A 14,228-nucleotide genomic window follows, 5' to 3' on the forward strand; every position below is an offset into this window, starting at 1 on the left:
AAATTGCCGGAACAACGCACACAGCCAACCTTCATTCCCGTGACAGTCGGCAGCGCCCTTTCCGGCACACGACCTGCATGGACCTGGACGCTGGCGCAAACCCGGCCCGGTTGCCGCGCACGGATTATTTCAGGCATCATCTGTCGGCTTCCCGCTCGCCCGTCCGTCTTGAGAGACAGACAGAGCAAGGAGAACGACCATGACGATCACCATTACCGCCTTCGAACGCTCGCCCGACCGCGGCAGGGGCCTGGCGCGCGACATGCGCGTTCGCTGGGCGCTCGAGGAAGCGGGCCAGCCCTATGACGTTCGCCTTGTCTCATTCAAGGCGATGAAGCAGCCCGCTCATCTTGCGCTTCAGCCTTTCGGGCAGATCCCGACCTATGAGGAAGGCGACCTCGCCCTCTTCGAATCCGGCGCGATCGTCCTGCATATCGCCGAGCATTATCAGGGCCTGCTGCCTGACGATCCCAATGCCCGCGCCCGCGCCACCGCCTGGCTCTTTGCCGCCGTCTGCACGATGGAGCCCGTCATTGTCGACCGTGAGACCGCCAGGCTCGAAGAGGGCAAGGAGCCCTGGCACCAGGAGCGCCTGGCCTATGTCCACGATCGCATCCGCAAACGGCTCGGCGAACTCTCCGCCCGCCTTGGCGATGCCGAATGGCTGGATGGCAAATTCAGCGCCGGCGACCTGCAGATGATCTCGGTACTCTTGAGGCTGGAGGGATCGCCCCTGCTGGAGGAATATCAAAACCTCCGCGCCTATATCGCACGCGGCCAGACACGGCCGGCGTACAAGCGCGCTTTCGAGGCGCAGAAGGCGGTGTTTTTGGCCGCATCGGCTGGCGGGCAATAGTCTGATGGCCGATGGGCGGGGAAAGCCTCGGTTTGAGCGGCTGGTCACCGAAGCGTGCTTCTTTCCACTGACCTAGTCATGCGTCAACGCATCCAGGAAACGCCGGGCAAGACGCGACCCCTCTTCATCTTCCGATTTCGCCAACAACTGGGCGCGTTCTTCGAGCTGCCTAAAATCGATGATCCTTTCCCAAGCGTCCCGATCCACCCTCTCATAGTTTCCCTCCGTGGATCGAACATAACTGATCGGGATCTCGAGGAGCAGACGCAGGCCTTCGTTCGTCGCCATCAATTGATCAGTGTAAGCCTTAACCTGATCGGCATACCCACATCCCCACCAATACCAGAGTATATAGTCTGGCCTAATCTGGCTATGCAGCGCACCATTGGCGGCCAGACCTCGAACCCGGTCAAGAAGCAAGTCGCGAAGTTCTTGAGTGGCATTTCCAAGGCTATCCGGTTTGAAACTCGTTCCGGCGGGTTCAACGTCACCGGTTATCGACCGTACCAACTCACAAAGCAGCGATACATCAGTCACGTGCTTGACTACTTCTCTCAGCAATTCCACGCGATCAGTTTGGCTCAGTTCCACCAGGACCTGCCTCAGCATTATCCTGACTAGGTCTTCACTTGAGTGTTCGAATAGTCGGTGGGATTTCCAGCCTTCGTCGCTAAGAAGCAATGAGGCGTTGTCCAGGAGTGCCATCAGCCATTTTTGACGGGTGTCCGGTTTGTTGCGCATCGTGTCTTCGAGAAGCTCAAGGATGACCCGGCGCAGCTTAGGCCGCTCATCTATCGATACCGCGTAAATTCGAGCTTCAAACACTGAGAATGCGATCTCAGGATCGCCCGCCATCAGTTCCTCAGCTTGGGATTTGCTCCAGACAACAGTCTTCGGCGTCAAGAGGAAATATAGACGCGCGAAATCTTTATTTCTAATTCGACGAACACTTGTTGCATTGTCGTTCTCACCAGTGTCGAGCAATTCGGCTTGGAGAAGTTCCTTCCCCCTTGGAAACAGGATCGAGATGGCTGACTTTGCAGCGTCTTCGTTTTTTGCAGCCTTCAAGAGGTCTACAAGCCGCGCCTTTGCTATCTCCCGTTCAGACATCGTCTACATCACCAACTGATCTAGGTTTTGGCGGACCCAATTGTAGATTGACGGTTCGTAGATGCGGATCGTCTCCAGGACGAGCAAGTCGACTGGGTCAGTGTGATCTCCCAACCCAGCACTGGCAACCGAATAGGCATTGATCAGCCTGCGGACATCGCGGGGCGTATTTAGATAATGCCTTAGAACAAGAAGCCAAGCGTAGCTTAACCGGCGTTGGTCGTCCGGCCGTAAGGTGGGCATGATTTCCCGAAGATCAGAATCCAGAAGACGGCTGATGTCGGTCGCATCCAGAGGGGGAAGATGAACTGGGTATTGGATGATTTTCTGAAGAAACTCGTGTCCATCGAGCCGAAGGCCGGTTTTGATCAGTTTGGCAAGCCGTTCCTCGTCATAGCATAGCAAATATATGACGTTGGGCAGATCACCCAGCCCTTTCAAAAGCGACACCATTTCCACCGCCTCCATTGGCGTGAGCCGGTCGAGGTCGTCGATCACCACGACGACCTTTCTCGTTCCGAGCGCTCGGAGCGCCTGCCTAAGTCGATCGCGGACGCTTTCCAGGGTTGGACCGGCGGTTAGCCGTTTGGCCAATTTGTCGGAGATGTCGAGGGTAGATGAGAAAAGGCCACCAAAGGCTCCGCCGGTGATCACATCGGTTGCTGCCCCTGCCAAAGGTACGGCCTGAGCAAGTCGACTTAGTACGGATGCAAATGCCTCTCGGACTTCACTGCCGAGCTTTTCACCGACGGCGCGCGCTAAATCACTGATAAGTGCACTGGCAAGTTCCGGTTTGCCCGGAAATAGCCAGGGCGAAAAGCGCACCACAATATTGCGTGGGTCATTCTCCACCTTCCGCTTCAAGCGCCAATATTCGAGTGCGAGAGCCGCATCCTCCACCGAGCCGCAGGCTTTGAGGAATTCACTATCTCGATGATTGCGTTCCCACAGATCGACGTCAAGGTCGCTGGCAATGAGGGCATCCGTAATTGGCTCCACATGCGCGAACCTCCTCGACATTTCCTCCAAGTCTTGAAGGCTTGGTTCGCCAAGGCCATCGGCACGAACCATTTCTCCGTGCTTTAAGTACCTCAGCGTCAGTTCGACGACACTCGATTTCCCAGCCCCCCAAGCTCCTACAAGGCCGATCACGAAGCCGTCCTTCGCCACCGCCAACTGGTCAATCGACCGCGCGAGTGCTAGCGCGAAATCAGACCGCCCGAGAACATCGTCGTCTGGATGAGAGATCGGGCGGTCGCTGTGACGCATCTTGTGGTATCTACTTAGAGTTTTTCCGCCCGTTACACGACAATTTACAAATGTGGTCAAGTGGATGTTTTCAAGGCATCTTCACTGTCGTCCTGATGGCGAACGGAAGTCATTAAGCACCACGCCGCCGGCGGCGGCATCGCCTCTCTGAGAGCAGCAACTGCTCAACACGCCGGTCCCCGCCAGCGCAGGCTGATATGAGCGGGATGAGACCCTGAACGGAGCGACGTGAAGAACCTCACCGCTTGCCAGGCTCGTCATCCCTATCCGTCAACCGGGACTGCTTCGATACGAAACTGCCGCGGTCCCAGAGATCGCCCGTCCCGGGCCGCAAGCTGAAGCTTCCGCAAGGGCTGCCCGTTCAGGCTGTCCACGACTGCGTAATTGAGTTCTCCTGGCTCAAAGCAATGCTCCTCCCCCCATTGCCAGAGAGCGACAAGGACTACACTGAGATCAAAGCCTTTCGGCGTCAGAAGATAGAGATGGCTGAGTGCGGAGTCAGGGTCCGGCTCCACGGTGAAGATCCCCTCCTCCACGAGCTTTCGCAGGCGAACCGACAAGATGTTCTTCGCGAGCCCGAGGCTCTTCTGAAATTCTGAAAATCGCCGAAGCCCCTTGAATGCCTCCCTGATGATGAGGAGCGACCACCAGTCGCCAACGGCTTGCAGAGAATGCGCGATCCCGCATTGGGCGTTTCCCATATCCGTTCGCTTGCCCTTCATTTTCCGCCTTTCATCCGAATTATGGTTGCAAAGTTAAACCAAATTGGACTAAGTGTCGATAGGTTTCAAAATTAAACCTTTATGATCATCACGAACCGGAGGGTCTTGACGTGACCGACCTATTGGATCTCGCCATTGAAGCGCATGGCGGCCTGCACCGCTGGCAGCGGATCGAACAGTTGTATGCACATATCAAGGTTGGCGGCGCGGTCTGGCATGTGAAAGGCTGGCCGGATGTCTATGCCGATATCCGCACCTCGGTCTCCACCCGTCATCCGCATACCGAATTCACGCCCTTCCTGGAGAAAGGGCAGCATTGCGTCTGGGAGCCGGAGCGGACGGCTATTGTCGCTGATACTGGCGAAGTCATCGAGCAACGCGCAGCACCGCGCTCCTTCTTCGAAGGACACACGATCCCCACGCCCTGGGACCGGCAGCATCTGATCTATTTCACCGGCTATGCCATGTGGACCTATCTGACGACGCCGTTCCTCTTCAAGCTTCCGGGTTTTGAGACGGAGGAGATCGAGCCGTGGCAGGAGGAGGATGAAATCTGGCGCCGGCTGAAGGTAACCTTCCCCTCGACCGTCCCCAGCCATTCCACCGTGCAGACCTTCTATTTCAATGCGGATGGCCTGCTGCGTCGCCATGACTATAGCGTCGACATCATGGGCGGCACCAGGAGCGCCAACTATGCAAGCGACCACAGGAACGTCGACGGCTTGATGATCCCGACGAAGCGCAGGGTTTACGCGACCGACGCGGACAACCGGCCCATTCTCGATCGGGTCGCCGTCTCGATCGATCTGCTCGAAATTGGCATCGAGCCGCGGCCGGCCGCACCGGCAAGCGCCTGATCAGGTGTTCAGCCGTCACGCCCTCTCACCGCCCATGCGTCCGTATCGTGATCGGGGTGCTGGTTGCTGCTCTTCTTGATCGCAGCCGCCCAGTCGGCGCCGTTGGTTTCGGTCGCGCCGGTATTTTCGATGCCCGTGATCGTATCGAACCACGTCACCATGTTCTCGGTGCAGGTATTGGCATGCGGCGGGAAAAGGTTGGGATTATCGAGCGAACCGATCATCAGGTTGGTGCGGCCGTTTTCGAGATGGTGGAAGAACAAGGGCGTGCCGCAATTGGCGCAGAAGCCGCGCTCGACAAGCTCCGAACTCTTCCAGACATCAGGCTTGCCGCGTGTCCAGGTAAGCGCATCATCGGGCGCGGCGACCAGAGCGGCAAAGATATTGCCCGAGGCTTTCTGGCACATGCGGCAATGGCAGAGATGCGAATTGTCGAGCATGGCGGTCGCACGGTAGCGCACCGCGCCGCACTGGCAGCCGCCGCTTACTTTCATCTCGATGCGTTTCAACTTTACGTCTCCCTCAAGCGGCGGTTCTGAGGTTTCTCTTTTAGGTTCACGTCTTTTGATCGTCCAGCCTCCGATAATTGCGCGGCACCGTCGGCAAGCCGGGGTGCCGCGCATCAGCGATCTCATTCGGATGTCTCGCCGTTCAGAATGTGGTGGTTGCGCAGGAGGTCGACCCTCGGGAGCTACGGGCTGGTGCTTCCATGCCCGAAGCTCCGAGGCAAGCCTTTTTGCAGCGGCACTTCAGCCAGGCTCCCCGCTATGAGAAAGGCGTGGCGGGCATGGCGGCAGCGGATGGGGTGAATCGGTGCCTCATCGAGCAAACCGAAGTCTCGTTAGCCTTCATCAACAATCGATCACGGTATATCGGTACGCGCACTGACCATCCGTGCAAAAATAAATACGCTTCCGACCGTTAACACAGGCTCCTTCTGCGCATGCGTCGCCTTCTGTGGTGGCGGTGCAGTTGAGAAATTGGGTTGCCATCCGGTCCGTCCAAAGGTTCTTGTCTACTGCTGGTTCCCTGTGAATGGTGAGCCCCATCTCAATGGCTTCCTGGATATTCTTCGGCATTTTAGTTTTGGCCATCTCTTCCTCCTACTGTGCTCGAACGGCCTGCCCGAATAAGGTTGCACGTCTGATATCTTCGGCGTCTGGAGCGAGTCGGAAGCCGCCGAACTCATCTTTTTCCGCGGGTCCCATCGTAATCGTGATTGCATCAGTTCGGACCCGCGATATGGAAAGCAGAGTAGTGTTGCTGTTGACGTCTCGCCGGGTGAAACTCCAGCTCGGATTCACACCACCGCTAAAACTGGAAACGAACGTTGCCTCGTAGTTAAATGCATTGAAGGGAGAATTGAGTTTTTGCCGATCGATGTTGCCAGGCACACGCGCGAGGAATGCCTTTCGGACTAACCATTCGGAAATGTCGAGATTGCTGTAGACCTGGATTGGTCCGAAGTGCCTGCAGGGGATTATTGCTGCGTCCGCTATGATGTCCGGCACTGACCATGTTACACCGGTAGTTTCCGTCCTTGTCGCATCTGTATTTGAATTTACTCCCACACCCAAAGAAAATACTTCAGGCGGATTCGTGTAGGAGAAGTTGGGGCTCAAACCACCAGTTTCCTTTGCGGTCAGCGTAAACGTTACCTTCGCAGCCCAGCGTTCAAGCCAGTGTGCCCCATAACCCTTGCCAGGGCCGGTGGTCGCGTACTGGTTAAGGACTGATACAACCCCTTCCTTAAGCTGACATTTAACGAGATTAACAAGGGTATTTTCCTTGTCCGTTTGATCGCTCGTATCCTCGAAGATACCGTGCATCGCCGGTATAGCCAGACCAAAACAGCTAGACAACGGCGCGCACAAAAGCATTATCGCGCAAGCGCGATTGAAAAACTCAGACATTTGTTATCCCTCCAAAGTATAAAAACGTTAACACAACGTAAGTTTGTTTCACGAGATATTTTCAATTCAGCTGGCGCTGAAACGCTAGGCGGTGGAGAACTGTTGCGCGAATGCAACCAAAAAGGGATAAGCGACGACTTAAGCAAGATTTGGCAGAGGAGGGAGGTGGGACCATCATCGTCTTTAGAGTCCTGAATTCTCGATCTCGCCAGGCAAAACCGCGACGGCTCGGTGTAGCGGCGTCGGACATCGGCGTGTGGCGGTCCAGCGGCTCAAGGCAGGGATGCGGCGTTCCATGGATCTAGCACCAGCCAATCGATCAGAGGCCCGCCGGGAAACAGGCATTTCCGCGGCAACGGTGCCGCCGTGACCGGGAGCGAAGCGAGACAACGCAGGCTCCACCTCCCGGCCGCCCTCACCCATCCGCTATTTGTTCAAATCCTTCGCCATCTGCAGGTGATGCTCCAGCGCCGGGCCTCTTGGCGGCCCAGGCCTTCAGATCGGCATTGTCGCCTTCGTCGCCATAGCGCTTGAAGAAATCGACGGAATCCTCATGGGCCTATTCCTGAGAATGGACCCGACCACGCCACTCGATGTCGTGCTTCTGCTGGCAGATCAGCCGGCTTGCGGGTCTGATGCAGAAGGTGATCGAGGTGGCGAGGCGTTCGCTGGTGTGACGGCAGCGGACAGCTACAAATCGCGTCCGCTTTGCCGCCACAAGCTGTCATAGCCACAGTGTCAGCGACGATTTCCCGTGTTGTCATAGCGCAGCGTGGCCGCCTCGACCTTATCGCCGTTGGCCGCTGCCCATGAACACAGTGCTTCAAACGGCTGCCGCAGGGAATGGCCGAGTGGAGTAATTGCATATTCCACGCCTATCGGCTGCGTTGGCAGTACGGTTCTCGTCACAAGGCCGTTCCGCTCAAGCCTCTTCAAAGCGTCGGCCAGAGCCTTGTGCGTGATCCCATCGAGACGCCGCTTGATCTCGTTGAAGCGCGAGGGTTTGGGGCAGATCACCGTCAGGATCAGGATCGTCCATTTGTCAGCGATCTTGTCGAGCACCGGGCGAACCCGTGCCATGTCGTCAAAGGCGCACTGAGAAAGTGCTTCCAGGTCAGTATACTCGTCCATATCTAGGCTACTTCAGGTGCGTAATTGATACCAGATATAGGACGTATATCATGGCGAGACCATCAATTGAAAGGATTCACGATGGCTCGAATGAGTAACAAGGTTGCCCTGATCGTCGGGGGCGCCAAGGGTATCGGCTTGGCAATTGCAGAGCGGCTTTCTGCCGAAGGGGCGAAGGTCTTCATTACCAGTCGCAGAAGTGAAGATGCCGAGAAGGCGGCCAAGGCGATCGGCCATGACGCGGTCGGCATTGCCGCCGATGCCAGTGTCCCCGAAGATATGGTGGGGGCTGCCGAAACAGTGCGCAAAGCATTCGGCCGTATTGACGCGCTCGTATTGAATGCGGGCCTTTCCGAACCTGCGCAAATCGCGGACATAACGCCTGAACACTTCGACCGTCACTTCGGCGTCAACGTCCGCGGGATGGTTTTCGGCCTGCAGGCGGCTCTCCCCGCCATGACAGGAGGCGGGTCCGTCGTCCTCGTCGGATCCATTGCCGATAGTGCGGGCTACGCTTCGTACGGAACCTATGCCGCCACCAAAGCAGCCGTTCGTTCCTATGCCCGAACCTGGACGGCAGAACTCGCGCCCAAGGGCATACGCGTCAACGTGGTTGCGCCCGGCCCGACGGATACGGAAATGATGGCTGCGGTTCCGGAAGACATGCGTGCGGCGCTTGTCGCTCCGATCCCGATGGGGCGAATGGCGCGACCTTCGGAAGTGGCTGCGGCCGCCTTGTTCTTGTTGAGCGACGACGCGAGCTACATTGCCGGTGCCGAACTGTGCGTCGACGGCGGCTTGCGGCAGGTCTAAGCTTACGTCGAAACGCTGTACCCGACCTGATCGGGTCGGGCACAGCAAAACGCGCTCGATGACAGACCGGCCTCTACTTGTTCAAATCCTTCGCCATCTGCAGGTGATGCTCCAGCGCCGGGCGCGTCTTGGCGGCCCAGGCCTTCAGGTCCGCATTCTCGCCTTCGTCGCCGTAGCGCTTGAAGAGGTCGACGGCGTCCTCGTGAGCCTCTTCCTGGTCGGAATGATATTGCTTGGTGAAGTCCTCGCCCTGCAGGCTCTTGAGCTTGTCGAGCATCGACTTCTGCCCCGATGTCATCGCCTGCGGGATCGTCGCCTTCACCTTGCCGCCGGAAACCAGCGCCTTCAATTCCTGCGTCGTCTTCTGGTGATCCTTGACCATCTGTTCTGCGAAAGCCTTGGTCGGTGCATCGGCGCGCTCCACCGCAAGCTTGCTGGATTCGATCTCGAACATGTCTGATGTCGCAGCTTCCGCCACGAAATCCTCCGTCTTCGGCGCAACACCGAGGGCGGAATTGACACCGGTTTTTTCTGCCGCCGACTGCGCAAGCACGGGCGATGCGATCAGCACGGCAAGTCCGGCGATGAGGAAAGGCTTCATGATTGTTCTCCTGATTGGGGCGTCATCACGCAACAATTCAGGCGGGTAAAAGTTCCTGTTGTCCGTCATAGAACTTCGAAGACATCGTACTCGACGCCACCTGCACGCCGGCCGCCTTGCGCAACCGCGACAATCTGGTTGAGCCACGCGTGCGGCGGTGCGGCCGTCTCGAAATAGGGTGTCGTTCGCAGATAATATTCCGAGGGATCGACCGCTTCGCCCCTTGCGAGACGCTCGTCGACGACAGGAGAGGAGCGCCTGACGCCGCGGTAGGTCATCAGGATCAGGCCGCCGTCGTCAGCGGTAAGCAGGAGCCGGACATCCTGCTGAAACGTGCCGTCCGCGCGCCCGAGCAGGAGGTCGGACCGATCAGCGGCGACACCTCTCCTTTCAGCCGCTCGCCCCGGAAATGGCCTCCGGAAACGGAAAACACGCGCCGGTTGCCGGCCGGCGTCTGGCCGAGCTCGATTGCCGGACGGGCCGGCCTGGCATTTTGCGTTGATGCGTGCACCCGTCTCGCGCCCCGGCAGCTCTGCGCCTGGCTTCGCGAGCAGGCTCACGTGCCGCTGTCGAGCCAGGCGGACCTTATCGGGCTAAGCCAGCCGGTCGCATTGCGAAGTAGCGCGCCGGTGTCGTCCCGAGCGCCTTCTTGAACATGACGATAAAGGCGGTGACGGACTCGTAGCCGAGGTCGCTCGACACCCTCTGGACCGTGGCGCCGCCGGCGAGTTCGCGCAGCGCGATGACGAGGTGCAGCTGTCGCCGCCAGCGGCCGAAAGTCAGCCCCGTTTCCTGAACCATCAGCCGCTTCAGGGATCGCTCGCTCATGGCGACATGGTCTGCCCATTCCGCGAGGGTCCGGCGGTCGCCCGGCTCCGCCGTCAGGGCGGCGGCGATCGCGGCGATCTTGGGGTGGCTGGATACCGGCAGCTCCAGCCCCTCTTTCGGCATCAGCGCCAGTTCGTCCAGCAAGACCCGCACGAGCCGGCCCACATGATCATCAGACGTATAGCCGCCCGGTTGATCGGCCAGGCGGAGGATCATCTCGCGCAGCATCGGCGAAACGGACAGCGTGCAGCATTCCTGCGGCAGCGCCGCAGCGTCAGGTTCGACGAACAGGTAGGACAGGCGGGCGTTGGAGGTGACCTGGTTGCTGTGCGGCACGCCGCCCGGGATCCAGACCCCGCAGTCCGGCGGGACGATCCAAAGGCCGTTTGCGGCCGTGCAGGTCACCGCCCCATGCAAGGCAAGGATAAGCTGTCCCTGCCGATGCTGGTGGCGCGGCACCTCGGCTTCGTAGTCGCTGAAGTCGACATCCAGGGCGACCGCCGGGCGACCCAACCGGTCGGGATCGGGATCGAAGTCCACGCTGCAGGGGCGCCGCCTCCTGGCGGATTGGCCTGATTTGGAGATCATATGGCATTATCTCCAAATTCGCGTGCAGTGCAATTGGCTACAAGCGGACATCGACAACCCGATGGAGACTATCATGCGAATTGCTGTCGTCGGCGCAACCGGCAGGGTCGGCGCCCAACTCACCCGGAACCTGCTTGGCGCAGGGCATCAGGTAAAGGCCCTGTCGAGGGGCGGTCCAGCCCTGGAGGCACTGGCCGAAATCGGAGCAGAGCCATTCCTCGGAAGTTTTGACACTGGCGCGGGAGAGCTCGACAAGTTCTTTCAGGACGCCGATGCCGCCTTCCTGATGGTCAAGACCGACTGGAACAACCTGCAAGGCCACTATCCCGTGGTTGCCCAGCGCTTCGTCGATGCACTCGGCAATTCCCCGGTCAAACTGGCTGTGAGCCTGTCGGCCATGGGATCGGACGTGAAAGGCAAGACCGGCCATTTTGAATGTTTCTACCATCTGGACCAGAAGCTGAACGAACTTGCCAATATCGACCTGGTCCATCTGCGCGCCGCCTGGTTCATGGAGGATGTGCTGGCGTGGATGGCGCCAGTCGCCAGATATGGTCGGATCGCCTGGTCCTGTAAGCCCGATCTGAAGATGCCCTGGGTGGCGACGGATGACATCGCATTGCTTGCGGCCAAGGAGCTGATCAATCCGACGGGCAGGCACCGGGTGATCCGCGAGGTCGGCTCGGAAGACATCTCGATGAATGAATTGGCCGCGATCATCGGCAAGGAGATCGGCCGGCCGGTAGAGTACCGCTATCTCGAAACAACGCGCAAGGATGTGGAAGCCGAATTTGTGAAGCGCTTCGGAACGCCAGAGAGATGGCACGAAGACACCCTGACTGCCAACGCTTTGAACAATGGCCTGATCCGGTTCCACGGCGACCACGAGGTTCGCCCGCCGATGCCCACCACGATGGAAGCGTTCATCAGGGAGGTCTGGAAGCCGCGGTATCTGGAGGCGGTTGCGGACGAACACCAACCCGAGACATTTCAGATGTGGAGCGCAAAGGGTTAGCTGGATTGCGGCTGAACGCCTGAGCTTCTTCTCGTTCGCGGAGAAGCTCAGTATCGGTCCGCGCAATTCGATGCCGTCAATTCCATTGCTCGTTTTGAGGCAAGCCGTCTGATATGTGGTGATAGTCACCTTATCGGCGACGAAGATGGCCGCTGGTGACAGCCGAAAGCCTCGGAAGACGAAATGCTCCGTTCGATGGCTTTGCTCGGTGTCTCCGCCATCGGGGAGTTGACCCGATCGTATCTGCACCCGGCAGCCCCGGTTGCCATACCAGGCGCCTTGAGCGCTTTTCCGCTGATAGATATGTCGCGAACGTCCTGCAGACCGTCCAAAAACCCGAGCAGCGATAGCGATCTCGTGTGAATCTACCTCAGACCCAAACCGTCAATGAGATCAGCTCTGCCGATGTGAACCAGGGCCGAGATCACCGCGTTCTTTTCGTCCGGCGGAGCTTGCTGAAGCTCAGCGGCGACAGCTTCCAAAACCTCAATATCATCATCCTCCGTGGAGGTCGCTGAACGTCGATCCAAATAGGACGTGGCGATTGCCAGAGCGGCAGCTAGATTATGCATATGCCTCTTTCGATAGAACCCGCCGTGCAGGCCAAGCACGGCTCTCAGTCATAGTCGCAAATATCCCAAAAACGAGGCGCTCGCCTACAACATAAAGCGGGGCCATCGATCTCATCGGCGTTGCGGGTCTGATCGCCGCAGCAAGGGCATGACAGGCTTCCTGCAATTTTTGGTCTGAGCGCGCATTGCCGGCAAAGCCGTCCTAATGCGTCAGCGATCCGTCATGCTCGCGCTCGGCCATCGGCACGACGATGCCGGAATAGAGGATGGGTGATCCGCTCTGATCGCGAAAGGCCCGGCCGAAGGCGGCGACCATCCGGTACCGCCCGTCCCTGCCCTCTACGCGATAGGTGTTCTGCTGTGCGATATCGGCAACGAGCACTTCCGAGATCTTCTTTGCCAGTTGCGGCCGGTCATCGGGATGGACACGCGCAAGATAGTCCTCCAGCGGCAGGCCGCGTACTGTGGCAGCAGCATCGAGGCCGAAAAGCTCGGCAAGCGCGCTGTCGGCGAAGACGAGGTTCCTGACGATATCCCAGGTATAGATCCCTGCATCGCAGGCTGCTTCCTCGAATATCTCGAACGAATGAACGGATTGCCCAGTCATTGCCTGAATGTTCCCGCGATTATTATAGTAGAAACTAAAGGTTTGCCGGATAACTTCAAGGTAGGGTTGACCAAGCTGCGGCGCAGGCTTCGATCTCGATGATTTTCAGCGCGCCATTTCGCTGAAAGGACACACATCATCTTCGAAGGGCACGTGCCTTCGACGAAACTGCGTGCCCTCCACAATCTCCGGCTTGCTGATCCGGTCCATGCGAAAATGGCGGAAATCCGCGCGGGCGGCATCCCAGCCGACGAGATACCAAAGTGGCGGCAGAATGAGCATGGCCTGCGGCTCGATCTCGCGCAGTGTGTCCATCCCCTTGGCGTCACGATAACGGAACCGAAGATGCAGCCGCTGAAGGAAGGCCGTCTCGAAGGCCGGCAGCAGCGCGGAATCGATCGAGCCAATGTCCGAAATATCCTGCCTGGGCGACAATTGCCCGACATAGAGGCAGTCGAGAAGCCGCCGCAGGTCCCGCACCTTGTCTGCCGAAAGTGCCCTTTCGATCTTCGCGAGCCCCGCATCGGCAAGATCAGAGAAAGGAAGGGAGCGGGCCGCGCGCATGGCCGCGACGCTGATCAGGAGCGCAAACACCTCGGTCACGGAGAGCCGGGCCGTGGTCTGCACCGATTCCGGGTCGAGCTGCAGCCCGCCGCCCCGGCCGGATTCGGAGTGGATGAGGAAGCCCTGCTCACGCAGCGCCCCGATGTCACGCAGCACCGTTCGCCTGGAAGCGCCAACTTCCCCCGCCAGGTCATTGACAGTCGAGGTTCCGTTGCGCCGGAGGATCCGCACGATGGCGTCGTGTCTGAGACGGATGTTCATTCTGCGCAGTCCCGCATATTTGGTGCCAAAATTTGGCACCGATTCACTCTAGGCGGGTCATGGCAACTCGACAAGGAGACAGATCATGACGTCCCAGCATCAACGACCCGCCACCTCTGCAACGCCTGTTATCGTGAACCCTTCCCATCTGCACGACCCGACACCGAACGGCTACAGCACGGCAGTCATCACCCCGGCTGCCGGCCGGCTGGCCTTCATCTCGGGCCAAGGCGGACAGGACCGAACCGGCACTCTGTCGCCGGACTTCGCCGCTCAGGTGGAACAAGCCTATGCGAACCTCGCCGCCGTGCTCGCAGCACTTGGCGCCCGCCCGGACCAGGTCGTGAAACTGACGGTCTACGTGGTCGGCCACGATATGTCGAAATTGGGCATACTGACGGAGAATGTAGCACGGATGTTCGGCGATACGCTCCCGGCACAGACGCTGGTTCCGGTGCCGAAGCTCGCCATCGACCCCATGCTCTTCGAGGTTGAGGCTGTGGCTCTCCTGGATTGAGCGC

General features: G+C 58.8%; 16 protein-coding genes and 2 pseudogenes. 5 read left to right on the plus strand and 13 right to left on the minus strand.

Going from position 1 to position 14,228, the window contains the following annotated elements; all coding sequences use genetic code 11:
- The first annotated feature begins 199 nt into the window (after positions 1-199).
- The gene (locus tag FHT92_RS09505; protein ID WP_183824187.1) at positions 200-856 is read left to right on the plus strand and encodes a glutathione S-transferase family protein; all 657 of its coding nucleotides are present in this window, start codon (positions 200-202) and stop codon (positions 854-856) included.
- A 72-nt stretch (positions 857-928) separates the two neighbouring features.
- Here the strand turns inward: FHT92_RS09505 and FHT92_RS09510 are convergent, their stop codons facing one another.
- The 3 genes from FHT92_RS09510 to FHT92_RS09520 form a co-directional block, all read right to left on the minus strand.
- The gene (locus tag FHT92_RS09510) at positions 929-1,966 is read right to left on the minus strand and encodes a hypothetical protein (RefSeq protein ID WP_183824189.1); all 1,038 of its coding nucleotides are present in this window, start codon (positions 1,964-1,966) and stop codon (positions 929-931) included.
- Between the two features lie 3 nt (positions 1,967-1,969).
- The gene (locus FHT92_RS09515) at positions 1,970-3,235 is read right to left on the minus strand and encodes a P-loop NTPase fold protein (protein ID WP_183824192.1); all 1,266 of its coding nucleotides are present in this window, start codon (positions 3,233-3,235) and stop codon (positions 1,970-1,972) included.
- A gap of 263 nt (positions 3,236-3,498) precedes the next feature.
- A complete protein-coding gene (locus FHT92_RS09520; RefSeq protein WP_183824195.1) occupies positions 3,499-3,957 on the minus strand; it encodes a winged helix-turn-helix transcriptional regulator in 459 nt (152 codons plus the stop codon).
- A gap of 110 nt (positions 3,958-4,067) precedes the next feature.
- On the opposite strand from FHT92_RS09520, the gene FHT92_RS09525 reads away from it, so the two are divergent.
- Entirely contained in the window at positions 4,068-4,814 is a 747-nt protein-coding gene (locus FHT92_RS09525; RefSeq protein WP_183824198.1) for a hypothetical protein, read from the plus strand.
- Positions 4,815-4,822: 8 nt separating this feature from the next.
- Here the strand turns inward: FHT92_RS09525 and FHT92_RS09530 are convergent, their stop codons facing one another.
- The 5 genes and pseudogenes from FHT92_RS09530 to FHT92_RS09545 all read right to left on the minus strand — a co-directional run bounded on the left by FHT92_RS09530 (position 4,823) and on the right by FHT92_RS09545 (position 7,858).
- A complete protein-coding gene (locus FHT92_RS09530) occupies positions 4,823-5,323 on the minus strand; it encodes a GFA family protein (RefSeq protein WP_183824201.1) in 501 nt (166 codons plus the stop codon).
- 342 nt (positions 5,324-5,665) lie between these two features.
- Positions 5,666-5,908: a hypothetical protein gene (locus FHT92_RS09535; RefSeq protein ID WP_183824204.1), complete on the minus strand. Its 243-nt coding sequence runs from the start codon at positions 5,906-5,908 to the stop codon at positions 5,666-5,668.
- Positions 5,909-5,917: 9 nt separating this feature from the next.
- On the minus strand, positions 5,918-6,727 hold the full coding sequence (locus tag FHT92_RS09540; RefSeq protein WP_183824207.1) for a hypothetical protein: 810 nt from the start codon (positions 6,725-6,727) through the stop codon (positions 5,918-5,920).
- Positions 6,728-7,153: 426 nt separating this feature from the next.
- A pseudogene (locus tag FHT92_RS29240) lies at positions 7,154-7,286 on the minus strand (DUF4142 domain-containing protein); the annotation flags it as partial.
- A 179-nt stretch (positions 7,287-7,465) separates the two neighbouring features.
- Positions 7,466-7,858, minus strand: coding sequence for a helix-turn-helix domain-containing protein (locus FHT92_RS09545; RefSeq protein ID WP_183824210.1), 393 nt, complete (start codon positions 7,856-7,858; stop codon positions 7,466-7,468).
- An 81-nt stretch (positions 7,859-7,939) separates the two neighbouring features.
- Between FHT92_RS09545 and FHT92_RS09550 the strand changes: the two genes are divergently transcribed.
- Complete coding sequence (locus FHT92_RS09550; protein WP_183824213.1) at positions 7,940-8,671, plus strand: SDR family NAD(P)-dependent oxidoreductase; 732 nt, start codon at positions 7,940-7,942, stop codon at positions 8,669-8,671.
- A 73-nt stretch (positions 8,672-8,744) separates the two neighbouring features.
- Here the strand turns inward: FHT92_RS09550 and FHT92_RS09555 are convergent, their stop codons facing one another.
- The 3 genes and pseudogenes from FHT92_RS09555 to FHT92_RS09565 form a co-directional block, all read right to left on the minus strand.
- Positions 8,745-9,272, minus strand: coding sequence for a DUF4142 domain-containing protein (locus FHT92_RS09555; protein WP_183824216.1), 528 nt, complete (start codon positions 9,270-9,272; stop codon positions 8,745-8,747).
- A gap of 65 nt (positions 9,273-9,337) precedes the next feature.
- Positions 9,338-9,783, minus strand: a pseudogene (locus FHT92_RS29730) (DUF3237 domain-containing protein).
- Positions 9,784-9,857: 74 nt separating this feature from the next.
- Positions 9,858-10,688: an AraC family transcriptional regulator gene (locus FHT92_RS09565; RefSeq protein WP_183824219.1), complete on the minus strand. Its 831-nt coding sequence runs from the start codon at positions 10,686-10,688 to the stop codon at positions 9,858-9,860.
- Between the two features lie 73 nt (positions 10,689-10,761).
- On the opposite strand from FHT92_RS09565, the gene FHT92_RS09570 reads away from it, so the two are divergent.
- Positions 10,762-11,703 (plus strand): NmrA family NAD(P)-binding protein, encoded by a 942-nt coding sequence (locus FHT92_RS09570; RefSeq protein WP_183824222.1) that lies wholly within the window; start codon positions 10,762-10,764, stop codon positions 11,701-11,703.
- 774 nt (positions 11,704-12,477) lie between these two features.
- On the opposite strand, the gene FHT92_RS09575 is transcribed toward FHT92_RS09570, so the two are convergent.
- Entirely contained in the window at positions 12,478-12,882 is a 405-nt protein-coding gene (locus FHT92_RS09575) for a PAS domain-containing protein (RefSeq protein ID WP_183824225.1), read from the minus strand.
- A gap of 105 nt (positions 12,883-12,987) precedes the next feature.
- Positions 12,988-13,707, minus strand: a complete 720-nt coding sequence (locus FHT92_RS09580; protein ID WP_183824228.1) for a YafY family protein — start codon at positions 13,705-13,707, stop codon at positions 12,988-12,990.
- Positions 13,708-13,792: 85 nt separating this feature from the next.
- Here FHT92_RS09580 and FHT92_RS09585 point away from each other — a divergent pair, with 85 nt between their 5' ends.
- Positions 13,793-14,224: a RidA family protein gene (locus FHT92_RS09585; protein ID WP_183824231.1), complete on the plus strand. Its 432-nt coding sequence runs from the start codon at positions 13,793-13,795 to the stop codon at positions 14,222-14,224.
- Positions 14,225-14,228: the final 4 nt, after the last annotated feature.

The organism is Rhizobium sp. BK377 (assembly GCF_014193935.1).
GTDB lineage: Bacteria > Pseudomonadota > Alphaproteobacteria > Rhizobiales > Rhizobiaceae > Rhizobium.